Genomic DNA, 25576 nt, shown 5'->3' with positions numbered 1-25576 from the left:
TGTAAGCCAGAAAAGATCAGACATGTTCACCGCTCGTTTTCGAACCGTGAATCACGCCGCTATACGGAAATCAATGGGTCCTGAGCCTAGCAGGACTACGCCCGCCTGGTTCTCCAAAGAATCTTCAACTGATTTCCTGTCGCCACGCTCGATCATACCTTGCATTTATTCCATACGATGGAAGATTTACAAGGATAATTTTGGAGAATATTGCGCTGCTTAACCCAGCGGCAGAAGCATCGTATCGCCTCGACCCGCTGGGCAATATAGCCAGGGACCATGAAACGTAATGCTGATCCATGGGTGGATTTCATAGCATACCAAGCCTCGCCAAGTTGTAGTTGGTCTGCCATGGAGTCCATAAGTCGATCACAATGCGCCTTATCCTTCGCAAAGCGCAATTCTGAGCACAATCGTGGAATGCTACGTTTCATTTGATCAGGACAAACTTGAATCTGAAAGTGTTCTTCTTTCTTAACTATTGGTCTCAAAGAATCCACTTTGTGCCCCTCAAATTTCTCGTACCGCCTCCTGTTATCTCGGAGATTTCCACAGAGATTTCAGACAAAGGTTCGCCGAATACGTTTGCGTCCGGTTTGCGGCGCAGGACATTCCGCACAGTGACCATCAACTCTGAGATCGCGCTATCGTCTGCAACGAGTTCCTTGAGGTGACCCGGAGCGGCCGAAACCTTGCCCCGGAGTACAGTAAGCTCGAGAACTCGATCAGCATGTTTCTGAGTTTCCTGGACAAACTCAGCTTACCTTTCAGACAGTGGAAATAATGACTGCCCAGTTGGGGTGACCACCCTGCCCTGCCGATCCCGACAAGGATGCTCTAATTGGAGCCAATGAATCAAATTCGCTCCGGCGGCCTCCTTTCCCTTTTCCTCGCAAGCACTGCTGGCTAAGAAGGTCCGCCAGACATTTTCAGGAGGCCCCCTTGGACCGCATTGCCCGCACCATCGCCACCGAGATCAACGCCCGCCCCGAACAGGTGGGCGCAGCGGTGAAACTGCTGGACGAAGGAGCCACCGTCCCCTTTGTCGCCCGCTACCGCAAAGAGGTGACCGGCGGGCTAGACGATACCCAACTACGCACCTTGTCCGACCGCTTGACCTACCTGCGAGAGCTTGAAGCACGGCGCGAAACGATCCTTGGCTCGATCAAGGATCAAGGTAAGCTGACCGACGATCTGGCGAAATCCATCGCACGAGCCGATACCAAGGCGCAACTGGAAGACATCTATCTGCCTTACAAACCCAAGCGCCGCACCAAGGCGATGATTGCACGGGAAAACGGGCTGGAGCCGTTGGCCGATGCCATTCTGGCCGACCGGTCCTCCGACCCCGAATTTCTGGCCCAGGGCTACGTGACCGAGGCGGTGCCGACCACCAAAGACGCCCTGAACGGCGCGCGGGACATCATCACCGAGCGGCTGACCGAAAACGCCACCCTTCTGGGCGACCTGCGCGATTTCATGCAGCGCGAGGCCTTGCTGACCTCGAAAGTGATCGACGGTAAGGAGCAAGAAGGCGCCAAGTTCAGCGACTATTTCGGCCACACAGAGCTTTGGGCCAAAACTCCGTCGCACCGTGCGCTGGCGATGCTGCGGGCCTCGAAAGAAGGGATCGTGACGCTGGATATCGGGCCCGAACCCGAAGCGGGTGCGGCCCGCGCCGAATCCATCGTTGCCGCCCATCTGCATACACGCGGCGATGGCCCCGCCGATGTGTGGCTGCGCAAAGTGGCCGGATGGACTTGGCGGGTGAAATTGTCCCTATCGATGATGGTCGAGCTTATGGCGGACCTGCGCAGCCGCGCTCAGGACGATGCCATTCAGGTTTTCTCCCGCAATCTCAAAGACTTGCTTTTTGCTGCACCGGCCGGAGCGCGGGCGACGCTGGGTCTGGACCCTGGCATCCGGACCGGCGTCAAGGCCGCCGTGGTGGATGCCACGGGCAAGGTGGTAGCGACCGACACGCTTTACCCGTTCCAGCCCAAAAACGATATGCGCGGCGCGCAGCGGACCATCCTGAACCTGATAGCGATCCACAAGATCGAACTGGTCGCCATTGGCAACGGCACCGCCAGCCGCGAAACCGAGAAGATGGTGGCCGACGCACTGAAGCTGTTGCCCAAAACCGTTAAAGCCCCCACCAAGGTAATTGTGTCCGAAGCCGGTGCGTCGGTCTATTCCGCCTCGGAACTGGCTGCACGCGAGTTTCCCGATCTCGACGTATCCTTACGCGGTGCCGTGTCCATTGCCCGAAGGTTACAGGACCCGCTGGCAGAGTTGGTCAAGATCGAACCCAAGTCGATTGGGGTCGGCCAATATCAACACGATGTGGATCAGCATCGGTTGTCACAATCCCTGGCATCGGTGATCGAGGACGTTGTGAACGCGGTAGGTGTAGATCTAAATACAGCTTCGGCCCCCCTACTCTCTCATGTTTCAGGCCTGGGACCTGGCCTGGCCGAAGCTATCGTGCTTCACCGTGACCTGAATGGTGCGTTTCAATCTCGCAAGGAACTGTTGAAAGTGGCGCGTCTCGGCCCTCGCGCTTATGAGCAATGTGCGGGCTTTTTGCGCATCCGCGACGGCTCGGAACCGTTGGATGCCTCCTCGGTGCACCCCGAAGCCTACGACGTGGCACGCCGGGTTGTGTCGGCCTGCGGGCGCGACATTCGTCAGATCATGGGCCATGACGGCGCTTTGAAAGGTTTGCGGGCCGAGCAATTCGTCAACGATACTTTTGGTCTGCCAACCGTGCGGGACATCTTTACGGAACTTGAAAAACCCGGCCGCGATCCGCGCCCAAGTTTTGTCACCGCCTCGTTCACCGATGGCGTTGAAGACATCACTGATCTGAAACCGGGGATGGTATTGGAAGGTACCGTTACCAATGTCGCCGCCTTTGGCTCCTTCGTGGATATCGGCGTGCATCAGGACGGGTTGGTGCATGTCAGCCAACTGGCCGACAGGTTCGTCAAGGACCCGCATGAAGTGGTCAAAACCGGGCAGGTCGTCAAAGTCACCGTGGTCGAAGTGGATGTTCCCCGTAAACGGATCGGCCTGACGATGCGGAAGGATGGCGGTGCTTCGGCGCGCGACGATCGGGCTAACCGTGGCCCGAAAAAGAGCCCTACCCGCACAGAAGCCAAAGGATCGCAACGCGCAAAGTATGAAGAAAATGCGCATAACAATGCGTTTGCGGATGCCCTTAAGTCTGCGATGAAGAACCGTTGATAATCTGAGGGTCTGTACGCAGTCCCGCATCCTGACATTTAGGCGAATGCGTCCGGCTCAAGCTCTTCCCAGAAATCGAAGATGGCGTTGGCGTTCAATCCCGAACGCCAACCATGAGCGCGAAAATGTTCCCGATCCAAGTCATTATCGAGCCCGGCCAGGAACAGCCGCTTATCCGCGTCCCTCTGTGTGGGGTTTCGCCGCGAAACCAGTTCTTCGACAATGGACAACTTGCGCGACCTCTCGGTCCGTTCCGCGGCGCGCGCCGCATAGGCTTGATCCTCCAGCGCCTTCTCGGCCTCGCGCGCACGCGCGGCTTCAACGGCTTCGGGGCTGGGTTCAAACGGAACTTCTTTTTCCGTTGGCTGGTAATCGTCACGCAAAGCCGCAGACAAATACCCCACCGTGGATTTCACATCGCCCTGTCCACTGACATAATCCAACTTCTGCTGCACGTAGTCCTCGCCATGTTCAGAGATCCATTGACGTGCAAGCCGGTCCGACACACCCTGCTTGCGCAGGGTCTTATAAACCTGCAGATTCCGGACACCATCGCTGTCGTCGATTTCGAACATCGCCTTTTGCGGGTTTCCTTTTATCAAAAACCGGATATCGGTGACCGTGCGCCCCTTTTTCTGAAACTCAGGCTCGATAAGAATGTCCGAGCTCTTGTTCACCTCCGCAACTGCAGGCTTGATGATCTTCGCATTGAGGTGCTTGAAGCTGCTGTAGTAATCGCTGCTATCAACCCCCATAAGCTTGCGGAAAACATCCAGCGCCCACCACCCGGTCGACCCGGTTCGAACGAAACGATAGCAGTTCTCATATAGCGCCAGACCATGGCCCGAGCTGAAATTTCTTTGGATCTGGACATTGATCAGCGCATAGATTTTAGGGTCGTACAATTTCTGAGCCAAAGCTGGCGAATAAGCATATTCGCATATCCCGTTTTTCAGCTTGGCGAAACTGAGCAGCGAGGACACTCCCCATTCCTGCCGCCCCTGTTCGTCCAGCATATCCCACTCGGCAACGGTCTCTGCCAGCGCCCGTAAACTGGCGCGCAGCGTATCGAAATCATTGGAATTGTAACCGACCATCATCGCTAGGGTTCGTGCGTCAATCGTATGCGTCGGCGCGGAGGTCAGAGCGTCATAGGCGTTCAACAATAGGACATTGGATAGCTTACGCTGCAGCAACGTAAGCTTGCCGCTGATATGAATTGCGGCGACGTTTTTCTTGACCGTCTCCCGGCGTAAGGCACCGGAAAGCTGATCCATATCCAATTGTGTTTCCGGCATGATTCTGCCCGGCTGCTCGTTTTGACATTTCTGGCATGAAAAGTACCTGCGGATCAATTCAATTTGGGTACCCATATACAGGAGGAGAGGAATCCCGTATTCGGGTACCTTATGCCGATTTCACCCAAGTTATCCACAAAACTGGTATGCGCAATCTCTTCAAATGATCTCTATCACCAAAATCTCAACAAAAAGAAGACCGGGTTTAGTGTCTAAACTGCCGCAAATTTCAGGACCCTGCGAATCGGGTCTCTTCCTCCCGAGAACCGGCACCTTTCACCCTGTATATGGGTTCCTTTGAAACCGGAACCGGGTACCTTTGGTCCTGTATTTAGGCACTCAAACTACCTTTACTATTTGTTTTATTTGGTGTTTTTTTTCACAAAGAATCTAAAACTTCTAAAAATAATAAACTCTTTGTTGGTCTTGTGTGCTCTTTTTTCATCTAGTTTCGCGACGAAACCGAGCATTGAGCCCGTATTCTGTGGAAAACCCGCGTTCAAAGGATAGCCTCGCCGCTAAATGTTCGCTATGTTGGGCAATATACGCCGGTAAGGCGAACATTATCTGAGGCATCGACAGTGAATAAATCTACGCAACCTCCTCTGCCGCCCTATTTGAATCTGGATCCCGAGCTTGCAGCGGAAAGGCTACCCGATCCTATCGGGACCTCACGATTCGCAAAAGCCGCTACATTTTGTGCCAAAGGGCGCGAAGATTTGGCCCGTCGTGGATACGCCCCGGATGGCGAGAAACGGCTGCGCCGATTTTCGATTTGGGAGATCACCAAATATCTCATCCCAGTGGCTCCGGCCCATTTGCGCCGGGTTCTAAAAGCCAACCCGGACTTGCCCCAGGGAGAAGGCGAAGCCGGTTCGAAGTGGTTCACTCTTGAAGAAGTGCTTGCGCTGCGAAAACACTTCGCCGCAGAGGGGGTCAGTACCAAAGAGTACTTGCCGTATCGGCCAGAAGGGCTACCGGCAAAAGTTGTTGCAGTTGCTAATTTCAAAGGAGGCGTTGGAAAGACTTCGACTGCCGCGCATCTGGCCATGTCTGCCGCGTTGGACGGGTACAAAGTGCTGGTTGTTGATCTGGATAGCCAGGGGTCGATGACCTCCATTCTGGGTGGGAAGATTGCGGATGAATGGCAAACTGTATTTCCTCTGATTGCCAAGGATTACGCGCGGGCCGTGCAGGAAGAAAACCGAGTACGGAATGCTGCAGGTCAGCCTGAAATACCTCTGGATGAGACCTTGCAGGAAGCATTGAACACCCTGCCCCGGGACGTAATTCAAAAGACGCATTGGCCCAACATCGATCTGATAGGCGCCCAGTTGAACCTCTACTGGGCTGAATTTCAGATCCCAGTGTGGCGTATGGGCCTGCGCAGTTGGCCGCTTTGGGACGGTTTGACCAACTTCCTAAATGACGAAGGCGTCTTGAACGATTATGACATCGTATTCCTCGATACGCCTCCTGCACTTGGGTACCTAACGATAAATGCCCTGGCCGCAGCTGACATTCTTTTGGTCCCCCTGGGAGCGTCATTCCTGGAATTTGACTCGACGGGCCGGTTCTTCGACATGCTCTATACGACCTTTGCAAGCATTGAGGATGGTGAAAACGCGGCCCAGAGGGCGGCAGGCTTGCCCGAACTCAAGTTCGAATGGGACGTGGTCAGGGCAATCATCACTCGGTTCGATGCCAGCCAACAGACCGACATGGCAAACGTGATTCAGGCGTATTTCGGTGATTTTATGAACGCCTACCGGCAGGACTATACAGCATTGGTTGGGCAAGCCGGAGAGCAGGTCAATGGCATTTATGAAGCCGACTACAGGGATTTCAACCGGGACACCTACGTACGGGGTCGAGAGACCTTCGATCGCACATATGCCGAATTCAAGCAGGTTTTGATCGGCTGCTGGTGGCGCGATGCTCAGATGGGAGGAGAAGCAGATGGCTAAACGCAGAAGATTGACCGCTCCGGACACTTCGGAACTGGAGCAGCTTGAGGCCGGTTTCGCGGCGAAACCCTCTATCAGCCCGTTTGAGACAAAATCATCCACTCCTCCGATTGCGCAGGTTGCGGCTGAGGCCGCGACTTTGAACGGCATGACCGCCGTCACGGATCGCTTGGCGCTCGCGCAGGATCAAGGAGATGCAGCCCGTTGGCGAGACGCACAGGATGCGGGTTTGGTTGCCGAACGGTTGCCGTTGGATCAGATTGACGCGGACTTCATTCGCCGAGACCGCATGGTCGAAGACGAAGATGCCATGGGCGAATTGTTGGAGTCGCTGCGAGTTCACGGTTTGCGTACTCCGATTGAAGTGACAAAGGATGGGGAAGGTTATGGACTGATTTCGGGGTTCCGACGTCTGAACGCTTTTCGACGCCTTTCTAAAACGGATCCGCGTTTTAACGACATTCCAGCATTTATCCGCGAGGCGGGTTCTGGTCAGAGCTCCTACGTGTCCATGGTTGAAGAGAACGAGCTCAGGGCAAATCTCAGCCCTTATGAGCGCGGCCGCATCGCGGTACTGGCTTCGGGGCAGGGGGTATTTGCGTCGACCGAAGCCGCCGTCGATGTCCTGTTTGCAGCAGCGTCCAAGGCAAAGCGATCCAAGGTTCGCAGCTTTGCGATGGTGCATGAAGCGTTGGGTGACCTGTTGCAACATCCGGTTGCTTTGTCTGAGAAGTCTGGCTTGAAACTGGCCTCGGCGTTGCGGGACGGGGCGCAAACCAAACTGCGTCAGGCATTGGCCGGGGCAGGGGACCTGGATCCAAAATCGGAATGGGCCTTGCTGGAAGCCGCCCTGAAAACATCACCCGCTCAGGCCAAGGACAAGGCACGTGGGGGGCGTCCTCAACAGGTACAGCGGCTGTCGCCTGTTGCTCTGTCTGGGGGAGGCGATGTCCTGGCTGAGGTTTCCATTGATGAGCTGCGCATTCGCATTCGCGGGAAGGATGTCTCAGCTGAAGACGCACAGGTCATCGTGGGGCAGCTTGTCGAATACCTCGAGGGGTTTGGCGACGAAACCTGAGTTTAGATAAAAGTGACCGGAGTTACAGCTGGGTACTCACTGATGCGCAAAATGCGATAATTTAGCGCATAAAACCGAATTTGCGTTAAATAGCTGGTTTTGGGATTCGTCGTTTATGTGCTGGTGTGCATCCTAGATGGGGGTTCTGTTACAAAGTTATGGCTGTTGACGCGCTGGGGTTTAGCGCGTGGATGGCTTTCGGTCCCAACTGGTCGAAAGTCAGTTCATGATCTCCTTCAAAGGCGCGTAATATCCCAAGGATGCGATCCTCTTTGCTGTGTTCTTCTACGTCCGATACGGCGTGTCGTACTGTGATCTTGAAGATACCATGTCCGAGCGTGACGCTGCGGCAGATCTCACGACGCTGAACCGTTGGGTGATAAACACGCTAGTGTGATCGCCGACGTAGCGCGAAGGCGTAAGGGACCGTGTGCAAACCCGTGTTGCAGAACGAGTTCCTGCCTCTCTTTCAGAAGGCTCGGCGTTGAGTGCCAATACAGTGGAAACTGAAACAGGATCACATCGTGATCCGGCAGGCGACGCTGCTCCTTCTCGAGATCTATGTCGTGGCGGGGGTATTCGGCGTACAGATCAACGAAGGTTATACCCGTGACGGCCTTTGCCGCTTTTGCCATGATCTAATTTGCCCGGCTATGGCGCTGCCCAGGATGGCCGAAGTACACGATCATTCTGGACATCATAGCCCCTTTTTCTGTTGTGGTTTCTGCAGGTGACACGATGTTAAGTCTGGATGTCGCGGCTCGTCAGTCGCACCGCAACCAGGCACAATTTTGTAACCTGGTGACGCTGTGCAGACTGGCGAGGCGCTTTTCTGCACCGGTGAAATTGATTCAACGGCTCTGTTAAAACGGTGCAAAACTGTCGGCTGAGGGCGCTGGCACAGTCCACCGCTGACGCGCGTCTATTTCCTTGTGCTCTGCCCCTTGAGGTGGAATCCGACCGTTTTCACCATACAGCCAGAGCACAAAGTTGTAGCGCTCGCCACTGGTGATCGGTTCGGACGCATGAGGGACACTACCGTGGTGTATCAAAGCAGTCCCCGGCTCAAATGTAAGCTTGCTGACTTGACGCGTTTGATTGTCAAAAAAGCTGACGGCTGACCCTGAAAAATCCTCGCCCGGTAGGTTCAGATTGATGTTCAGCGTCACAGCGGACGCATCAGTATGCGGGCGCAGCGAGGTATCTTTGTTTTCTTGCCAGCGAATGGAGAAACCAAAGGTCTGCGTGTCATAGCCGACAATGTCGGGGAACAGTAGGCGAGAAACGGGCCTCATATAGCCGTCCATCAGCTCTTGATAAAACGCTTGGAAACTTGGGGCCGCAAGATACCCTTCCGAGCGCGGATCAAGAAGCGCACCGCCCCGGTTCAGCACGATCCCATAAGGAGGGCGCAGCGGAATATCCGCGCGGGATACCTTGTCCAGGTAGTCCCTTAGAACGGCAAGTCGTTGTGGGTCAAAGAACTGTGTCGCGTAAACACCTGGAAAAACTTCTTTCCACAGGTCCCGAACTGCCGCCTCTTTGGTCGGGTCGTCCCATGCTTGCTCAACAGCTTCGCGCAATTGTGGATCAAAAAGGGACGGGTCAAGCACGTGCTTTCCTCCCTCTGCATTTTCCCAATCAGTCCAGGCGTCTTTGAATAAGTCACGGTTCTTAGTCCAGAATTGTTGAACAGAGGGTGCGCGTTGAAGCATCTCTTCTCGCGTAGGTCGCTCAATTGTACGAGCGCGGTCCAGTGAAGTGACTGACATAATTACATTAGTCTCCGTTTGTGGGAGGCTGCGCCGCCTTCAGCGCCGCAGCGTCAAGTGAAGCTATCCAAAAATCGCGGGCACCGGGTCCACTGCCTAACGACGACTGGATATAGAAAGCGCCCGTCAGATGTGCTGACTTTGGTCAGACGTCGTCGATCAGGACCTGCTTCAGGTGCAGCGTGTCCATGTATTCGCGGATTGCAGTGATCTTTCCGTCCTTCAACGTCACCAAGAAATGGTAGAAGTTGTTGTAGACAGTTCCGTTCACTTTGGTCCCGTAGGACTCCATTTCCATCGCGACCCGATCACCCTCGACAGTCCAGCCTGTTGGCGTAAGCTGAAGGCCACTGGGCATTCTTTCACGCATCTTTTTGATAAGCTCGGCTATTCCTTCTCGATCCATCCGTGTATCCACAGGTGGGTTGCTTTTGAGGCCCATCGCTTGCCAAACGACTTCTGCGTCCAGCAAGGCCAGTGCCCCCTCCACATCGGTTTCAGAAAACCGCTCAAAAAAGCATTGAACGGTTTCTTTGTTCTGGGTGGCGGACATCAGTTGATGTCCTGAACCTTCATCACCAGTTCGCCCCAGTTGCGCTGGTTTTCGATGTCATGCTCCAGTCCCTGTTCATCTGCGATAGCAAAGCGTTTGACCGCAGGGGTTTTGCTGGTTGCCTGATACAGCCAATAGGCTTCGGCTTTCAGAGCTTCATCAATTGGCTTGTCGATGGACTCGTAGACCATTTGTTTGCAGGCATTGATCGACTCCGCTGGGAATTGTGCAATGCGTTTGGCCAACGCGTCGACAAATGGTCCAATCTCGTCAGGATCAAGCGCCTTGTTGATTGTGCCGAACCGTTCCGCGTCGTCCGCATCATAGTCCTGCGCACTGAGGATGATTTCCAGCGCCCGACCCAGACCGGTTTGACGGGCCATGCGTGATGCACCTCCGCCGCAGGGCAGGATGCCCATGCCGACCTCCATCTGCATAAACTTGAACTTACCGCGCGCAGCAAAGCGCATGTCCAGCGCCAGTGCCAGCTCGTGTCCGCCACCTCGGGCGAAACCCTCCAGTTTTGCGATCGTCGCCTGCGGTACGCGGCTGATCCTTTCGCAGACGGCTTGCAGGTCCAGCAACTGGGCTTCATCGCGCGACACGGCCTCGGTCGACATGTCTTTCAAAAGTTCAGTGTCGTAGTGGCAGACCCAGATTTCCGGATTGGCGGATTCAAAGACCACAACCTTGACGTTGCGGTCCCTCTCCAGCCGCATCGCGAGGCTGTTAAGATCAGCCAGCATTTCCTGACCCTGGACATTTACGGATCCGAAATCGAACGTGACGGTGGCGATTGCGTTCTCAACCTTCACGTTGAACGTGGTGAAGTTCTCATACTTCATTTGGGTTCCTCATTTCCTGTTTCGAACCGTTCGGACATGAACGGTTTTGGAGGTTGGCATTTCCCTAAGGGCGAAGCGGTTCTTGAGCAGCACCTCACCCGAAGCGCAATCTATTCGCTGGAGCTGTTTTATAAATACGCCTAAATAGATTTCAGTATTTAGTTTTCTTATATATTCAACTTGAAAATATGGTCATCACCAAGCTTCAAACCATTGAAGGCAATGAAAACAGTTGCTCTGGTTTGTTCATTCCTTTGAGGCATTGCGTACCCAGAGACTCAACCTCATCATCGAGAAGGCATGCGACCTCTGAAGAGAACAGCAGGTTCCGTTTCAGTATTTTACAGCACCCCTCAATTCGGCTTGCTACATTTACGGCCTCGCCAATGACGGTAAAATCCAATCGCTGCGCCGCACCGATGTTTCCAAAGAAAATTTCACCCAAGTGCAAACCAATGCCCGCATGTAGCGGAGTCCAAGCCGTTTCACTACGCATGCGCACGTTCAGTAAATCCAGCTCGGATAGCGCTTGTCGCGCGGCTTCAACAGCCGCTTGGGCGGCGCTTTGAGACGTTTCAAAAGAAGCAATTGGAAACACGGCGAGCATACCGTCACCAATAAATTTCAAGATGTCGCCGCCATGCTGATTTACAGCGTCTGCCATGGCTGTGAAGTAGTGATCGAGCACCTTTGCGACGGATTGGTTGTCCATGTTTTCCGAGAGCGTAGAAAAACCACGCATATCAGAGCTCCATACAACTGCCCTGATCGGAACGCCCGTTCCCCGCCGGATCGTCCCGCTTGCAACGCGCTCGCCTGCTTCCCATCCAAGATAGGTATGGGAGATGTTCTTCGTAATCCGTTCTGCAACGTGTCGATCTACATGCAAACCGAACAACTTGATTAGGAGGGTCAAATTTTCCAGTTGTTCCGTTTCGAATCCGCCTCGCTGTCGCGTGGCCAGTGTGATGGCATTAAATCTGCCGCAGCTCGCAGATATCGGAAGCGCCACATATTCCAAGAAGCCCTCTTTAACGAGACTTTTCATGAGAGGGCTTGCCGCTTCGCCTTCATCGTTTTCAAGAGCCACCCGAACCATTCGGCCGTACTCCATCACGTTGAAAAGAGGGTTTTTTCTGTAGCCGTCAGAATAAAGGGCTTCCTCACCAATTTGGATCTCATCGCAAAACCCGTCGGTCGTGCTCCAGTTCCACGCATATCCAAAGGCTTGCGGGTGCAATGTTCCAACATTGAGACTCAGACGACCAACACCCAACCCGGCCTGCACCAACCGTTCCGCAAACTCTTTTGTGAGGTCGATGGTGTCCTTAGTCAGAACTGCTGCGTTCAACAGCCAATCCCCGACGTCTTCCGGGGTGCATTGTTGATTCAGGTTCAGGTCGAACCGGCTGCGCCTGAGCAGACTTACACCAGAAGCATATGTCCGCGGTGCAGGATCCAGAACCTTGAACCGAGCGTTAGCATTTTTTCGGCTCGCCGCATGCATCGCAAATTCGTTCCTTGGGTTCTCAAGCAGGGTTCAGAGAAAGAAAATCGAGCAGCGACGCATATCGAATGCGCGCGGCCCGACAGGGTGGTTTTGGTGCAGTGTTTTAGAGTTCGACAACGACCTTGCCGATGGCTTGTCCACTGGTCAGGCGATCATAGGCATCACCAACCTGTTCAAACCCGAAACGCTGGTCATCAAGCAGCGGCCTCAATGCGCCTGCGTCTACAATTTCGGCCAACTTGGCCAGGATCGCGCCATGCTCTTCGCGCTTGTGATCGTGGATCATCGGGATCAGCATGAAGATGATGTGCAGTGACAGACCTTTGAAATGTGCTGGAGTAAGGTCCAGTTCAACCATAGCAACGGTTGAGGCGATGTTGCCGTTCAGCGCTGCGGCCTCGAAGGAGTTGGTCATGTTTGGGCCGCCAACCGAGTCAAAGATGGTCTCGAATCCCGAACCGGCAGTGTGTTCCTCGACATAGTCCGCGATCTTCTCTTTCATGAAATCGATAGCCGTCGCGCCATAGCTTTCAATCACTTTGAGTTGCGACTCTCCGGTCCCCGTTGCAAAAACGTCTGCACCGAAATGCCTGGCAAGTTGCACGGCCAAATGACCGACCCCACCGGCGCCACCTTGCACCAGAACCTTCTGACCGGCCTGAGTGCCCGCGCGTGTCAGGCCCTCATAGGCAGTAATGCCGACCAGCGGGATCGCAGCAGCTTCTCGCATCGAAACTGACTTGGGTTTGTGTGCAATAAGGCGCGCATCAGCGACCATGTATTCCGCCAGGGCACCCTGCAGTTCCAGCAGACCGCCAGCACATCCGTAAACCTCGTCGCCAACCTCGAAGCCAATCACGTCGTCCCCAACAGCCTCTACAGTTCCGGCAAAGTCCATACCCAGAACAGCGGGCAGTTCGGGCGAAAGCGGAAGATCCGTGCCCATCGCGCGGATCATAGTATCTACAGTGTTCACGCTGGTGGCTGCGACGCGCACGACAACATGGCCGGGTTTGGCAGTAGGCGTCTCAATCTCGGCGAGTTCGAACTTTGCGTTGTCGCCGTATTCAACAAGGGTCATTGCTTTCATTGGGCATCTCCGGATGGGTGTTTGACGGCTCATACGTAGATTGAACACCCATTGGGATAAATTGGCCCAAATCGGAGTTCAGTTTTCCGATTCTGAGAATAATCTGGAAGAATCTCCAATATCGGTTTTGGTAAGCAACCACATGCTGTGGTCGCGATAGCTTGAGGGCCATTGTCTCAAACTGTCTCAAATTGTCTCGCGGTGAGACAGTTAGGCAATTGGCAGGGCTTAGAGCTAACGAGGTCCTTGCCGCATTCAGCGCTTCTCGCCAGCCTTCCCAACGAAACATGAGCGACATCACGATCGCATGCTTGGGAGGAGCGCATGACACCAACTCGCGAAGAACAGCATTGGATGTATCGCAATATGGTCACGAGCCGCCGGTTCGAAGAAACCATTGCAGGCATCTATTTCGAAGGCAAAACGCCCGTATTTAATATGGCTAATGGGCCGATTCCTGGAGAAATGCATCTAAGTGACGGTCAGGAACCGGTCGCCGTCGGAGTATGTGCGCATCTCAATCCTGATGACGTCGTGACAGCGACGCATCGCCCCCACCATCAAGCGATCGCCAAGGGTGTCGACCTCGACAAAATGGCAGCGGAAATTTTTGGCAAAAAGACAGGCCTGTCCGGCGGACGCGGCGGCCACATGCACATCTTTGATGCCGACGTGAACTTTGCCTGCTCGGGGATCATCGCCCAAGGCATGGGGCCAGCTGTAGGCGCGGCTCTTTCCCGAAAGATGCAAAACAAACCGGGAGTTGCGGTCGCGTTTGTTGGAGAGGGTGCAGTTAACCAGGGTGGCTGGCATGAAGCCATGAACTTGGCCGCCGTTTGGAACCTGCCCTTTGTCTGCGTGATCGAGGACAATGCCTGGGGCATCTCGGTTTCCAAAGAAGCCTCAACAGCGGTTACAAACAATGCGGACCGCGCTGCGGCTTACGGCATCCCCGGAAAACGCATCGAGGGGAATGATCCTTACGCGATCTATGAGGCAGCCGGAGAGGCCATAACGCGTGCACGGGCTGGCGAAGGCCCGACCCTTCTGGAAATTGAGACATATCGTCTGGCGGGACACTTCATGGGTGATGCCGAAGGGTATCGGCCAGAGGGCGAAAAGGACGCGCTTTTCGAAAAGGATCCTATTCCGAAGATGCGGGCCAAAATGCTTGCCGATGGAACAGCCACCGAAGCTGAGCTCGACGCAATCGAAGCCGAAAGCGCGGCACGCGTAGAGGCTGCAATCAAATTCGCCCGGGAAAGCGAAGAACCAGCACCTGAAGATGCGCTGATAGCGGTCTTTGCCTGAGCTGGAGGGAGGAAAAATGAACAAATCGAACGAAAGAAAGCTGACCATCGCCCGAGCTATGGCCGAGGCGATGCAGCAGGAAATGCAGATTGATCCCTCGGTCTTCGTGATGGGTGAAGACATCGGTGCGCTGGGTGGAGTTTACGGAAACACCCGAGGCCTCCTGGACGAGTTTGGCGCCGAACGGGTTCGTGATACTCCGATCTCAGAAACGGCCTTTATTGGCGCAGCAGTTGGTGCCGCACAAGACGGGATGCGACCAGTCGTAGAATTGATGTTCGTGGACTTCTTCGGCGTCTGCTTCGACGCGATCTACAATCTAATGGCCAAGAACATCTACTTCTCGGGCGGTAATTTCAAAGTGCCGATGGTGCTGATGACTTCGACCGGCGGCGGTTACTCGGACGCAGGTCAGCACTCGCAATGTGTCTACGGCACCTTTGCCCACTTACCTGGCATGAAAGTCGTGGCCCCTTCCAACGCCTATGACGCCAAAGGGCTGATGACGGCAGCAATGCGCGATGACAGCCCCGTGGTCTACATGTACCACAAGAGCCTTCAAGGCATGGGCTGGTTGGGCACTGAAGCCGGTGCAACCGTTCATGTTCCCGAAGAAAGCTACACCGTGGAAATCGGAAAGGCCAAAGTGGTCCGCGAAGGATCAGATGTCACTATTGTCAGCCTTGGCATGGGCGTTCACAACGCGTTGAAGGCCGCTGCCAAGCTGGAAGGGCAGGGCGTCAGCGCCGAAGTTGTGGATCTCGTCAGCCTTGTGCCGCTGGACCGCGAAACGATCCGCGCCTCGGTGTCCAAAACCGGCCGGCTGATCGTCGTTGACGAAGACTACATGAGCTACGGCGTCTCCGGTGAAATCATCGCGACAGTTACAGAGCATGACATCTCGGTGCTGAAAGCCGCACCCAGGCGGATCGCTTTCCCGGATGTGCCGATCCCGTTCTCTCGTGTCATGGAGCAACACTGTTTGCCGAACCCGGACAAGATCGTCGCAGCCTGGAACGACATGAAAGCCGCCTGATCCACACACCAGTGAAAACCATCAAGCACGGGGCAGCACATTGCGGCCCCGAACAAGGAAGGAGTGCCTAAATGGCAACTGATATCACTATCCCTTCGGATCTATGGGAAGAGGACGAGGAAACTGTCATCACAAGTTGGCTGGTCGATAATGGATCGACCGTCGAAGAAGGTGCCCTGATTGCCGAAATTATGACGGCCAAGGTTCAGTATGAAATCCTTGCCCCGGCATCCGGGACCGTAAGCATCAAAGAAGAGGCCGATGCTGTCGTCGCCAAAGGCGCCGTGATCGGATCGATAGAATGAGCGGCGAAGTGAAAACTGTCCCGCTCAAGGGTGTGCGCGGGATGATCGCTGATGCGATGGTGAAAAGCCTGCAGACAGCCGCCCAGCTGACGCATCAGGGCAGCGCCGACGCGACCGCTCTTTTGGCGGAAAAGACCCGATTGGCCGAGGCAGGAACGAAGGCTTCGGTCGAGGATCTTCTGATGTCAGCGGTTATCCGCGCTTTGAAAAAGAACCCGGACGCCAATGGCAGAGTAGAGGGAAAAGACGTCAAGCTTTCCAGCGCGATTGATCTGTCGGTTGCGATTGCCTTGCCGGGAAATTTGTTGGTTGCACCAGCGATCTTTGGTGCGGGTAAGATGGATGTTTCTGAACTGAGGGCGGCACGACAAGACCTTGCCGCTCGGGCGAAGACCAACAAGCTCAGCGTTACAGAAATGACTGGCGGCACGTTCACTGTCAGCAATCTTGGATTGACCAGGGTCGAGCACTTCACACCCATCATCAATGCCCCGCAAATCTGCATTCTGGGTATCGGGCGCCTTACTGACAGGGCGGTTCGAAGTGAAGATGGCGGTATCGAATTGCGTCCGCATGTGGGTCTGTCGTTAACTTTCGATCATCGCGCCCTCGACGGGGCCCCGGCGGGCGACCTTCTGACTTCGATCTGCGAAGAAATCGAAGGAATGGGCAAATGACCAGCCTTCTACGGCAGTTTTCAAGCCCGGCCGAGGGGTTGGCTTTTGAAGCCGAGCTTTTTGCCGCTCGGGAGTCTGCCGTGGGTCTATGGACCTGCCAGAATGATGCGCTGGTCTGTCCGGCCTCGTATCGCAACAGCCCCGGTTTCAACAATGCCTTATCGCATTCGCTGACACGTGGTTGGCCCGTCTTCACTCGTCCAACCGGAGGGGGCGCTGTTCCGCAAGGGTCGGGGATCGTCAATTTGGCAATCGCTTTCACCGCACCGCGCGGTTTTGCGATCAATGATGGCTATAGGTTGATTACCGGCATCATTCGAGACGGGCTAGGTTCCACGGGGGTAAGGCTGGCCACAGGTCCCACGCCTGCAAGCTTCTGCGACGGCGATTGGAATCTTTCCCTTGGCGGCAAGAAGGTCGTGGGTACAGCGCAGCGCTGGAAGCCGCTTGGTGAAACCAGCATACGAGTTTTGGCGCATGCTTTGATCCTGGCCACGGGCTCAGTTGAACCCGGCGCTCGGGCAGTGGGCGCCTTTAATGCCGACCTGGGGTTTGGCGCTGTCTCTTCTGCGGCTCACACAAGTCTCGAGCTTGCTACCGACAAGCCCGTTCGCCCCCCCAATACCATCGTTCAGGACCTGCACGCAGCTTCGGTGTCAGCGCTTCGGTCCATTCACAGCAAAGCGCATGCCTTTGTTGCGGCATGAGCAAAAACATGAGCCGCCAGCGGAAGGCGGTTTGCAAAAAAGGGAGGAAACAATGTCCAATGAAACGATCCACGTTCACCTGAAAGTTGGTGTGCCCTCAAAGAACGCCAGCAGTTTCGAAGACCTCATGGCCGAGCTCGTTGCGAGAACCCAAAACGAGCCGGGTACGCTGGTTTACGAATGGTATCGAACTGACGACGGTAACACCTGGCATATCATCGAAAGATATGCGGATGCCGCGAATGGCGATCTGCATGTGAAAGGGTTTGCCGAGAATTATGCAGGCCGGTTCTTCGAGTTGATCGACGGGTGCGAAGCCATCGTGTCGAATAATGCGACGCCATACATTCGCGGTATCCTGGAGGGCATCACGCCTCTCTACGTTTCTCAGAAAGGCGGGTTTCACCGCTTCTGATCCGCGCAGGATCAACTCGATGGAACCTCATCCAAACATCGTCAGGCCTCTTAGCAGGCCCGAAAGGGCGGGCTCAAAATCCAATATGGAGGAGAATATGGATTTCGAAACCAAGAATCCTGAAACACCAAAGGCGCAAAAAGATCGGCTTAGTCGCCGAAGCTTTCTGGTCAAATCAATCTTGGCCGGGGCAAGTGCAACGGCGATTGTGGGGGCCGCGGGGAACGCCTTTGCCGCAACGCTGAACGAAGATCAGGCCATCACATTGCTGCAGATCGTTCAAGATATCTTCCCTCACCCGGATTTTCTTCCGCTGAGCGTCTATCAGGATGTTTTGACGGGTGTTCTGACCGAGGCGGATTCTTCGGAAGAAACCGCGGAACTTCTGTCTGACGGGTTGCAGGATCTCAATGCGCGATCTGCTGATCTCCATGGCACTGCCTATGCTGATGTGGATGCCTACGTAAAACGTGAAGCGCTTCTGCGTATCATCCAGGACAGCGATTTTTTTCAGAAACTCCGATGGGCCACCTGGAGCGGCATCTACATCAATCCTGAAGCATGGCCGCAATTCGGCTATGAGGGCTCTTCCTGGGAACAAGGCGGCTATATCGACCGTGGTTTCAGCGATGCGACCTGGATTCCTCCCGGCCCGACGCTCGAAGAGCGTTTGAAGGCTGTCGGCAGGTAAGAAAGCAGGAGGAAGCATAATGGCTACCCAATTTGACTTGGACGACGACAGCGTTGTCGTCATCATTGGTTCGGGTGCTGGCGGTGGAACGTTGGCCAATGAACTTGCGCAAAAAGGTATCTCTTCGGTTGTTCTGGAGGCCGGCGGCGTTTTCGGATTTGACGACATCGAAAACGATGAATGGGGCATGTTCCTCAAGCTGACCGATTTCGACAAACGATATTCGGGCGGCGGCTGGCACGGGGCTCAAAACCACCCGACATTGCCGAACTGGTTGGTCAAGGGGCTTGGCGGCTCGACGGTTCATTGGGCGGGTGTTTCGCTGCGCTTTTATGAGCACGAGTTCAAAATGCGCACCGTGAACGGCGATATTCAGAATGCTAATGTAGAAGACTGGCCGATCACATTGGAAGAGCTGGAGCCGTACTACGACCGCGCCGAAATCAAGATGGGCGTGACAGGCAAGGCGACCGGCATGCCGCATCTGCCTTGGAACAACGACTTCCGTGTTCTTGCCGAAGGCGCACGCCGTGTTGGCTATACGAAAATCCAGTCCGGGCCGATGGCGATCAACTCAGAAGACTATGATGGCCGGCCAGCCTGTCAACAAATCGGGTTCTGCATGCAGGGCTGCAAGATCGGTGCGAAATGGTCGACGGACATCACGGAAATTCCGGCAGCCGAGGAAACGGGCAAATGCGAAGTTCGCACCAATTGTATGGTGTTGAAGATCGAGCACGACGACACCGGCAAAGCCACAGGAGTGGTTTATGCCGATAAAGACGGCAACCATCATGTTCAAAAGGCCCGTATCGTGGCGGTCGCCGGCAACTCGATTGAGACCCCGCGTCTGCTTTTGAACTCGGCATCGTCGATGTTCCCGGACGGGTTGGCAAACTCTTCCGGCCAGGTCGGCAAGAACTACATGGTTCACGTCAATGGTGGCGTCTACAGCGAAATGCCGGAACGTGTGCATATCCACCGTGGGACCCAGGTGGCCGGTATCGTTGCCGACGAAGTCCCCAACAATCCCGATCGTGGTTTCATTGGAGGGTACCACCTCGAGAAACTGACTCTTGGTCTTCCGGTTATGTCGCTCTTTCTGAAACGCGGGAACGGTGCCTGGGGCAAGGATCTGGCTGAAGCACTGGAAAAATATGACTATCTGTCCGGTGTGTACATTGTGGGTGAAGATCTGGCGCAAGAGCAGAACCGTATCACGCTGCATGACACTGAAAAAGATCAGCATGGTCTTCCGGTGCCTATCGTAAACCGCACGCCGCATAACAACGACGAACGTATGCTGAAGCATGCTTATGAAGTGATGGATAAAATCCATGATGCCGTCGGCGCGAAGGTGACACACCATTTGGCCAAATACCCGGCAAGCCACAACATGGGCACAGCACGGATGCATGAGGACCCAGACAAGGGTGTCGTGAACAAATGGGGTCAGACCCACGATGTTCCGAACCTGTTCATATCTGACGGCAGTGTGTTCACCTCATCCGGCGCGGCCAACCCCACATTGACCATCGTGGCATTGGTCATCCGCCAGGCAGAGTACATCGCGCAAGAGATGAACGCTCAAAATATCTGACGCCACACGCGCCTCTCCCCGGTGCGGTCAGGCCTTTGGGCCTGGCTGCATTGGGGGCAGTCGGTCTTGCGCAATAGCGGGGTTTGCTCGCCCTGAAACAGCATCAATCCATAGGAGGAGAATATGTTCAAGAAACTCAGTAAAATCGCCTGCGCCTCAACACTGGCACTTGGTCTGCCGCCAGTCGCGCTTGCCGAACTTCCAGGCATGCGCGGAACTCAACACATCGGGATCACCGTTCCGGACGTGGACGATGCCGTTGAATTCCTCGTCGACGTCCTCGGATGTGAGTCCTTTTTTTCCTTCGGTCCGTTTGGTCCGTTCGAAGATGACTGGATGACAGAAAACCTGAACGTCAATCCGCGCGCGGTCATCGACGTCATCACAATGGTACGCTGCGGCAATGGCCCAGCCTACGAAGTGTTCCAATACACCTCGCCGGATCAGAATCCCAACCCGCCAAAGAACAGCGACATCGGCGGTTATCACCTGGCGTTTTATGTCGACGACATGCAGGCTGCTGTACAGCACTTGCGTGACAACGGTGTGCGTGTACTTGCGGAACCCCACGACCTGCCCGGCATACCGTTGGAAGGCGAACAATGGGTGTACTTCATGTCGCCTTGGGGTGCGCAAATGGAACTCGTCAGTTTCCCCGACGATATAGCCTTCCACAAGGACCAGACAGCTCAGCGCTTCTGGGATCCGCGCGATTGACTTTCTGACCGACAATCCAAGGGTTCCGTTGCTTTACGTATCGGAGCCCCATTTTGAAGGCGATCAGCCATGGACAACCCCGTACGCACAGCGCGAAGCTATCTCGCAGCCTGGACACTCAGCTCCGTGGTCGCTTTGCTGACGCTGTTTGGCCTGCCGCAGGGCGCGAATGCGCATTTCAGCTATTCCGATCCGCGAATTATCCATATTGCTGGGGACGGCAGGGACCAGGTAATCGTGCTCATTCGGATGCCCGCTCCGTTGGCTCTGCTTCCGAACGACTGGCAAGGACAGAACGACACACGATTGCCTCCGTTTGGTGTCAGAAAAGGCGCTGATATCTATCTGGACACAGATGCGGTTGAGCGCGGCAAGTCAGAGCTCGAAGAAATACTCAGCCGGTCGTTGTCCATCTGGACTGATGGCCGTGAATCAGCGGTTCAGATTGAACAATTCCGGTTCTGGACAGATACCGCGCGGCCGTCATTTGGAACTCTCAAATCTGCAAAAGCAGCCTTTGAAGAGGCGGTTGAAATGGATCAGACTACTCTCCCGTATCTTGATCTCACCTTGGACGTCGCGATTTCTGTACCAGCAGGATCTCTCAACCAGGACCTGCGTCTTGTTTCAGAGCTTGGGGCAAACTTTCAGGTTATCGACAAGTTTGGCACCGTCGTAAAATTGCACCGCGATGATGGGACTGAAACCCAAGCAATGATCGGTGTTCTGGACACCTCATTCCCAGCGATATCAAACAAGTGGATCGTTATGCGTGATGCAGCCTTGATCGGCGCAGAACACATTTACTTTGGGCTTGATCATCTGGCCATTATCATCCTGATCGCCATCGCTGCACAAAGCTGGCGTCAAGCACTTGGGCTGGCTTCAGCCTTCACCATTGGACATATGATCACTCTTGCGGCTGGCCTCTATGGAATCGCGCCCGCAACAGTCTGGTTCATACCACTGGTGGAGTTTAGCATTGCGCTCTCGATTGTTGTCGCTGGCGCATTTATTTGCTTTCAGATCCGGCATCCGCTGGGTTGGTTGGCGCTGTTCGTCATTGGACTGGTCCATGGCTACGGGTTTGCCGCCTCTGCCTCTCAGGCGATGTTCGCGGGTCAGTTTGATTTCCTCGACCTGTTAGCATTCGCCTTTGGGTTGGAGGCCTGTCAATTCGCGATCTATGCCATGATCCTACCGGTCATCCTGCTGGCAGATCGCCTGTTCCCAATGGTGCACGACACGTGGCGCAGAGGTGTTGCTCTGCTCATCGCGGTGTTTGCCGCGTCGGCTACGTTCACTCGCTTTACCGAAACAGCAGATGCTTTTGGCCTGGTTTAGGCCGTTCATCACGGAGATCCAAAATGACTGATACCAAATTCGATATGGTCGTAATCGGAGCAGGACCAGGTGGTTATGTTGCTGCAATCCGTGCAGCCCAACTGGGGTTGGATGTCGTTTGTATTGAGCGTGAACACCTTGGTGGTATTTGTCTGAACTGGGGATGCATTCCCACAAAGGCACTTCTCCGCTCAAGCGAAGTGTTTCAGCTGGCGCAGAATGCAAAAGACTTCGGTTTGAAGATTGAAGACCCACAACACGATCTCGAAGCAATTGTCGCGCGGTCGCGGAGAGTTGCCAAACAACTTTCAAGTGGCGTTGGCTATTTGTTCAAGAAGAACAAGGTTCCGTTTATTATGGGTGAAGCGCGCCTGGCCGGGAATGGCGAAGTTATTGTGAAATCCAGCGATGGAGAGCAGAAACTGCAATCGGACAATATCGTTCTGGCAACGGGCGCACGCGCAAGGGATCTTCCTGGGCTTGAAGCTGATGGGGACCGTGTGTGGTCTTACAAACATGCTCTGCAGCCGCCGCGTGAACCGAACAAGCTGCTGGTCATCGGTTCTGGTGCGATCGGTATCGAATTTGCCAGTTTTTACAACGCGATCGGAGCAGAAACGACCGTAGTGGAAGTAATGGAGCGTATTTTGCCTGCCGAAGACGCCGAGATTTCGACCTATGCCAGGAAGAGCTTCAGCAAACAGGGCATGAAATTCTTCGAGGGTTCGAAAGTTACGCAGCTTGAACGTCTCAGCGACCGAGTTGTCGCTCGTATCGAAAAGGACGGCGAGGTCACGGTTCAGGAGTTTGACGCCGTGATTTCTGCTGTTGGCATCACTGGTAACGTTGAGAACCTTGGTCTCGAAGAGTTGGGTGTTGAGATCGATCGAAATCACATCGTCACAGACGAGTTTTGCCGCACCAAAATACCCGGGCTCTACGCTATTGGAGATGTCGCAGGGGCGCCCTGGCTTGCTCACAAGGCAAGTCACGAGGGTGTTATGGTCGCGGAACTCATCGCTGGACTTGAAGGTCACCCTGTAAAACCGGAGAGTATTGCAGGTTGTACGTATTGCCACCCTCAGATCGCGAGTGTTGGTATGACCGAAGCGCAAGCAATCGAAGCCGGTTTTGACATAAAAGTCGGGCGGTTTCCTTATCAGGGCAATGGCAAAGCTATTGCCTTGGGCGACGCGCAGGGGATGGTTAAAACCGTATTTGATGCCAAGACCGAGCGACTTCTTGGCGCGCATATGGTCGGGGCCGAAGTGACAGAACTTATCCAAGGGTACGTTGTCGGGCAAAAGCTCAATGCAACGGGGTCAGATTTGATGGAAACTGTATTTCCGCACCCAACACTTAGCGAAATGATGCATGAAAGCGCGCTCGACGCTTTCGGTAAAGTCATCCACAAATAGTTTCGCTCGACCGCTTGTCGGCAACATTATTTGTTGCCGACCATGCTCATGCTAACGAGGTCGCGCGATGCCATATTGTTTCATCTTTCGATGAATGGTTGCGCGACCCATGCCTATTTTACGCGCTGCTCTTGAGACGTTCCATCGAGCACCAATCAGCGCATCCTGAATGAGTGTCTGCTCATCATAGGTCGAATTTGACTGGTCGCAATAACTCTGTCTTGTCTCTATGACCCTGCGTGTTTCGGACACTGGTATAGTGCGTTCCGGCAAGTCCAGTCGTGAGATACGCCGACCGTCCCCTTCCATAAGCGCTTGCTGCAGGGCGTTTCTTAGCTCTCGGACATTGCCCGGCCAATCAGAACGGGAAATCGCACTTTTTGCTTCTTCTGTTATTTGAACTGCCTCTCCTGCCAACTGTCGAGCAATCTCGCCAGCCAAGGCATCAACCCGTTCACGCTGTCGAAGAGGAGGAAGTTGAACAATCGTATTTGCCAGCAGGAAATAGAGATCATCACGGAATAACCCATCCTGGACGGCAGCGCGAAGCGGCTGACGGCATGTCGCGATAATTCTGGGAGTCAGCTCTGAAATCTGCTCTTCAAGCAGGAACCCATCAGCTTCAAATTCACCCATCAGCACCCTGAGGCGAGCCTGCGCAAATTCTGGCAGCTCGTCGACGTTCTCAAAGACAAGTACGATATGTTCTTGGTCTGCAGCTCCAATTGAACCCGCAATACGCGTTTGTTCAAGCAACGTCTGGAAAAAAAAGCTTGTCCTGCTCAGTTTCTCCCAGCGATGCGCAATCCACTGTCGTTACCCGGGTCGAATTGGACTTGTCGGCTTCAAGGATCGAAGCAATGAGGGCAGTTTTTCCGGTTCCGGATTCTCCTTCGATCAGGAACGGCAATCCCTTTCTGTAATATGCCAACGCCCTCGTGCAAAGCGCCGCCATTCGATTGCTTCCAATTGAAAGCTGGCGCAACGAAGTGGCCATTCGGATGCGTTTCGGTCCTTGCGAAGCTATAGCCTTAGGGTTTCTCCATGAAACTGGAGAAATGCGCTTATCTCTCTTGGTCCGCGCCGAGAAATTTAGAACTGGCCCGTGCTTGGACCGAACACTCAATACTCTTTCGGGGACGGTTTCCATAGCCTTTGAATCAGTACCGAACACCAACTCAAAAGCCTTCCCTTTCAATGTCGCGGGCGTCTTGTCACCTACGAGGCGATGCGCTCCTGCAGTGGTGCCCAAGATGATGCCAGCTTCGTTCAAGGCAACAAGTTCATCCCGCTTCAGCAAGTCACGCCCATCAGCTGAGGAAACAGAAATGATCAAATCATCTGCAAACTGCTTTTCGAATAGTATGCGCTGGATTCTGTCTGCTGCGGTGCCCAAAAGCTGAGACGCGAAGAGGTAATCTGACGAGTTATTGCGATCCAGCATAGCCAAGCTGATTGCACCTAGTGTGTGGTTTTCTGCGTCAAATAGAGGGGCAGCTGTGCAAGCGAATGGACGCAATGAAGAAAAGTAGTGGTTTCCTCCGTTAACAGTGAAGGCATCTCTCTCAGATAACGCCATGCTAACACCATTAGTTCCTGCAATGCGCTCATCCCAACAGGAGCCGACGGCGATGCCGTTTTCTTCAAAAACGGACCGGCCCTGGTCGGCGCCTTCCAGACGAACCGAAACTCCGTCGATATCCGTGACAACAAGGCAATGACCAGCATTGGCAGCTATTTGAGCGAGTTGGCTGATTATCCCTTGGCGACCGCCGGAACGTTCTACCAATTCCTCTAACCGCGGAGCCACTTCAGATGATTGCAGGCGAAGGATAGGACGAGCTGCATCCCGAACAAGCTTGTACTTAAGCTCACAGCGCTCCCAAGACTCACTGATGGCATTCCCAAAGTGCAAGGAATTATCGGTTTTCACCATACGTCCTCCCCGTGCCACCAGCTTACAGCATTGAGCGCCAATTCAGCAAATAAAGGT

22 protein-coding genes and 2 pseudogenes are annotated in these 25576 nt (G+C 54.5%); 15 read left to right on the top strand and 9 right to left on the bottom strand.

Features of this window, described 5'->3' with window-relative positions; all coding sequences use genetic code 11:
* Nucleotides 1-942 precede the first annotated feature (942 nt).
* Nucleotides 943-3249, top strand: a complete 2307-nt coding sequence (locus ACR1XY_RS18930) for a Tex family protein (RefSeq protein ID WP_480595476.1) — start codon at nucleotides 943-945, stop codon at nucleotides 3247-3249.
* Nucleotides 3250-3287: 38 nt separating this feature from the next.
* Here the strand turns inward: ACR1XY_RS18930 and ACR1XY_RS18925 are convergent, their stop codons facing one another.
* A complete protein-coding gene (locus ACR1XY_RS18925) occupies nucleotides 3288-4547 on the bottom strand; it encodes a replication initiation protein (protein ID WP_480595475.1) in 1260 nt (419 codons plus the stop codon).
* Nucleotides 4548-5128: 581 nt separating this feature from the next.
* On the opposite strand from ACR1XY_RS18925, the gene ACR1XY_RS18920 reads away from it, so the two are divergent.
* The 3 genes and pseudogenes from ACR1XY_RS18920 to ACR1XY_RS18910 form a co-directional block, all read left to right on the top strand.
* Nucleotides 5129-6514: an AAA family ATPase gene (locus ACR1XY_RS18920; RefSeq protein ID WP_480595473.1), complete on the top strand. Its 1386-nt coding sequence runs from the start codon at nucleotides 5129-5131 to the stop codon at nucleotides 6512-6514.
* The gene (locus tag ACR1XY_RS18915; protein WP_480595472.1) at nucleotides 6507-7592 is read left to right on the top strand and encodes a ParB/RepB/Spo0J family partition protein; all 1086 of its coding nucleotides are present in this window, start codon (nucleotides 6507-6509) and stop codon (nucleotides 7590-7592) included. Before ACR1XY_RS18920 ends, ACR1XY_RS18915 begins: the two co-directional genes overlap by 8 nt.
* A 265-nt stretch (nucleotides 7593-7857) precedes the next feature.
* A pseudogene (locus ACR1XY_RS18910) lies at nucleotides 7858-8021 on the top strand (IS6 family transposase); the annotation flags it as partial.
* 56 nt (nucleotides 8022-8077) lie between these two features.
* Here ACR1XY_RS18910 and ACR1XY_RS18905 read toward each other — a convergent pair.
* From ACR1XY_RS18905 to ACR1XY_RS18880, 6 genes and pseudogenes are all read right to left on the bottom strand, one after another.
* Nucleotides 8078-8227: pseudogene (locus ACR1XY_RS18905) on the bottom strand (NAD(P)H-dependent oxidoreductase); the annotation flags it as partial.
* A gap of 228 nt (nucleotides 8228-8455) precedes the next feature.
* The gene (locus tag ACR1XY_RS18900; RefSeq protein ID WP_480595471.1) at nucleotides 8456-9307 is read right to left on the bottom strand and encodes a 2OG-Fe(II) oxygenase family protein; all 852 of its coding nucleotides are present in this window, start codon (nucleotides 9305-9307) and stop codon (nucleotides 8456-8458) included.
* A gap of 202 nt (nucleotides 9308-9509) precedes the next feature.
* On the bottom strand, nucleotides 9510-9917 hold the full coding sequence (locus ACR1XY_RS18895; RefSeq protein ID WP_480595470.1) for a nuclear transport factor 2 family protein: 408 nt from the start codon (nucleotides 9915-9917) through the stop codon (nucleotides 9510-9512).
* Nucleotides 9917-10762, bottom strand: coding sequence for an enoyl-CoA hydratase/isomerase family protein (locus ACR1XY_RS18890; RefSeq protein ID WP_480595468.1), 846 nt, complete (start codon nucleotides 10760-10762; stop codon nucleotides 9917-9919). The genes ACR1XY_RS18895 and ACR1XY_RS18890 overlap by 1 nt, the downstream gene beginning before the upstream one ends.
* 205 nt (nucleotides 10763-10967) lie before the next feature.
* Nucleotides 10968-12113 (bottom strand): adenylate/guanylate cyclase domain-containing protein, encoded by a 1146-nt coding sequence (locus ACR1XY_RS18885; RefSeq protein ID WP_480595467.1) that lies wholly within the window; start codon nucleotides 12111-12113, stop codon nucleotides 10968-10970.
* Between the two features lie 262 nt (nucleotides 12114-12375).
* Nucleotides 12376-13362, bottom strand: coding sequence for a zinc-dependent alcohol dehydrogenase family protein (locus ACR1XY_RS18880; protein ID WP_480595466.1), 987 nt, complete (start codon nucleotides 13360-13362; stop codon nucleotides 12376-12378).
* 324 nt (nucleotides 13363-13686) lie between these two features.
* Between ACR1XY_RS18880 and ACR1XY_RS18875 the strand changes: the two genes are divergently transcribed.
* From ACR1XY_RS18875 to lpdA, 11 genes are all read left to right on the top strand, one after another.
* Complete coding sequence (locus tag ACR1XY_RS18875; protein WP_480595465.1) at nucleotides 13687-14673, top strand: thiamine pyrophosphate-dependent dehydrogenase E1 component subunit alpha; 987 nt, start codon at nucleotides 13687-13689, stop codon at nucleotides 14671-14673.
* A 16-nt stretch (nucleotides 14674-14689) separates the two neighbouring features.
* Nucleotides 14690-15709, top strand: a complete 1020-nt coding sequence (locus ACR1XY_RS18870; RefSeq protein ID WP_480595464.1) for an alpha-ketoacid dehydrogenase subunit beta — start codon at nucleotides 14690-14692, stop codon at nucleotides 15707-15709.
* Nucleotides 15710-15780: 71 nt separating this feature from the next.
* Nucleotides 15781-16014 (top strand): biotin/lipoyl-containing protein, encoded by a 234-nt coding sequence (locus ACR1XY_RS18865; RefSeq protein ID WP_480595463.1) that lies wholly within the window; start codon nucleotides 15781-15783, stop codon nucleotides 16012-16014.
* Nucleotides 16011-16691 carry a 2-oxo acid dehydrogenase subunit E2 gene (locus ACR1XY_RS18860; protein WP_480595462.1) on the top strand — a complete coding sequence of 227 codons (681 nt, stop codon included), beginning with the start codon at nucleotides 16011-16013 and terminating at the stop codon, nucleotides 16689-16691. Before ACR1XY_RS18865 ends, ACR1XY_RS18860 begins: the two co-directional genes overlap by 4 nt.
* Nucleotides 16688-17398, top strand: coding sequence for a lipoyl protein ligase domain-containing protein (locus ACR1XY_RS18855; protein WP_480595461.1), 711 nt, complete (start codon nucleotides 16688-16690; stop codon nucleotides 17396-17398). Before ACR1XY_RS18860 ends, ACR1XY_RS18855 begins: the two co-directional genes overlap by 4 nt.
* A gap of 52 nt (nucleotides 17399-17450) precedes the next feature.
* Complete coding sequence (locus tag ACR1XY_RS18850) at nucleotides 17451-17813, top strand: putative quinol monooxygenase (protein WP_480595459.1); 363 nt, start codon at nucleotides 17451-17453, stop codon at nucleotides 17811-17813.
* Nucleotides 17814-17910: 97 nt separating this feature from the next.
* On the top strand, nucleotides 17911-18504 hold the full coding sequence (locus ACR1XY_RS18845) for a Twin-arginine translocation pathway signal (protein ID WP_480595458.1): 594 nt from the start codon (nucleotides 17911-17913) through the stop codon (nucleotides 18502-18504).
* A 19-nt stretch (nucleotides 18505-18523) separates the two neighbouring features.
* Nucleotides 18524-20104 (top strand): GMC family oxidoreductase, encoded by a 1581-nt coding sequence (locus tag ACR1XY_RS18840; RefSeq protein ID WP_480595457.1) that lies wholly within the window; start codon nucleotides 18524-18526, stop codon nucleotides 20102-20104.
* Nucleotides 20105-20227: 123 nt separating this feature from the next.
* Nucleotides 20228-20821 (top strand): VOC family protein, encoded by a 594-nt coding sequence (locus ACR1XY_RS18835; protein WP_480595456.1) that lies wholly within the window; start codon nucleotides 20228-20230, stop codon nucleotides 20819-20821.
* A gap of 69 nt (nucleotides 20822-20890) precedes the next feature.
* Nucleotides 20891-22165, top strand: a complete 1275-nt coding sequence (locus ACR1XY_RS18830; protein ID WP_480595454.1) for a HupE/UreJ family protein — start codon at nucleotides 20891-20893, stop codon at nucleotides 22163-22165.
* A 23-nt stretch (nucleotides 22166-22188) separates the two neighbouring features.
* Nucleotides 22189-23583, top strand: coding sequence for a dihydrolipoyl dehydrogenase (lpdA, locus tag ACR1XY_RS18825; RefSeq protein ID WP_480595452.1), 1395 nt, complete (start codon nucleotides 22189-22191; stop codon nucleotides 23581-23583).
* A gap of 51 nt (nucleotides 23584-23634) precedes the next feature.
* On the opposite strand, the gene ACR1XY_RS18820 is transcribed toward lpdA, so the two are convergent.
* Both ACR1XY_RS18820 and ACR1XY_RS18815 read right to left on the bottom strand, forming a co-directional pair.
* Entirely contained in the window at nucleotides 23635-24339 is a 705-nt protein-coding gene (locus ACR1XY_RS18820; protein ID WP_480595451.1) for an AAA-type ATPase lid domain-containing protein, read from the bottom strand.
* Nucleotides 24332-25519: a sigma 54-interacting transcriptional regulator gene (locus ACR1XY_RS18815; RefSeq protein WP_480595450.1), complete on the bottom strand. Its 1188-nt coding sequence runs from the start codon at nucleotides 25517-25519 to the stop codon at nucleotides 24332-24334. The genes ACR1XY_RS18820 and ACR1XY_RS18815 overlap by 8 nt, the downstream gene beginning before the upstream one ends.
* Nucleotides 25520-25576 lie beyond the last annotated feature (57 nt).

This window comes from Ruegeria sp. AD11(2025) (assembly GCF_056542405.1).
Note: the sequence above shows the minus strand (reverse complement) of the source record. Positions and strands in the feature narration are given on the sequence as shown.

Coding starts and splice junctions, on each gene's coding strand:
- ACR1XY_RS18925 (WP_480595475.1), bottom strand. CDS start 4,547: ATGCCGGAAACACAATTGGATATGGATCAGCTTTCCGGTGCCTTACGC.
- ACR1XY_RS18915 (WP_480595472.1), top strand. CDS start 6,507: ATGGCTAAACGCAGAAGATTGACCGCTCCGGACACTTCGGAACTGGAG.
- ACR1XY_RS18900 (WP_480595471.1), bottom strand. CDS start 9,307: ATGCTTCAACGCGCACCCTCTGTTCAACAATTCTGGACTAAGAACCGT.
- ACR1XY_RS18895 (WP_480595470.1), bottom strand. CDS start 9,917: ATGTCCGCCACCCAGAACAAAGAAACCGTTCAATGCTTTTTTGAGCGG.
- ACR1XY_RS18890 (WP_480595468.1), bottom strand. CDS start 10,762: ATGAAGTATGAGAACTTCACCACGTTCAACGTGAAGGTTGAGAACGCA.
- ACR1XY_RS18880 (WP_480595466.1), bottom strand. CDS start 13,362: ATGAAAGCAATGACCCTTGTTGAATACGGCGACAACGCAAAGTTCGAA.
- ACR1XY_RS18875 (WP_480595465.1), top strand. CDS start 13,687: ATGACACCAACTCGCGAAGAACAGCATTGGATGTATCGCAATATGGTC.
- ACR1XY_RS18870 (WP_480595464.1), top strand. CDS start 14,690: ATGAACAAATCGAACGAAAGAAAGCTGACCATCGCCCGAGCTATGGCC.
- ACR1XY_RS18865 (WP_480595463.1), top strand. CDS start 15,781: ATGGCAACTGATATCACTATCCCTTCGGATCTATGGGAAGAGGACGAG.
- ACR1XY_RS18860 (WP_480595462.1), top strand. CDS start 16,011: ATGAGCGGCGAAGTGAAAACTGTCCCGCTCAAGGGTGTGCGCGGGATG.
- ACR1XY_RS18855 (WP_480595461.1), top strand. CDS start 16,688: ATGACCAGCCTTCTACGGCAGTTTTCAAGCCCGGCCGAGGGGTTGGCT.
- ACR1XY_RS18850 (WP_480595459.1), top strand. CDS start 17,451: ATGTCCAATGAAACGATCCACGTTCACCTGAAAGTTGGTGTGCCCTCA.
- ACR1XY_RS18845 (WP_480595458.1), top strand. CDS start 17,911: ATGGATTTCGAAACCAAGAATCCTGAAACACCAAAGGCGCAAAAAGAT.
- ACR1XY_RS18840 (WP_480595457.1), top strand. CDS start 18,524: ATGGCTACCCAATTTGACTTGGACGACGACAGCGTTGTCGTCATCATT.
- ACR1XY_RS18835 (WP_480595456.1), top strand. CDS start 20,228: ATGTTCAAGAAACTCAGTAAAATCGCCTGCGCCTCAACACTGGCACTT.
- ACR1XY_RS18830 (WP_480595454.1), top strand. CDS start 20,891: ATGGACAACCCCGTACGCACAGCGCGAAGCTATCTCGCAGCCTGGACA.
- lpdA (WP_480595452.1), top strand. CDS start 22,189: ATGACTGATACCAAATTCGATATGGTCGTAATCGGAGCAGGACCAGGT.
- ACR1XY_RS18815 (WP_480595450.1), bottom strand. CDS start 25,519: ATGGTGAAAACCGATAATTCCTTGCACTTTGGGAATGCCATCAGTGAG.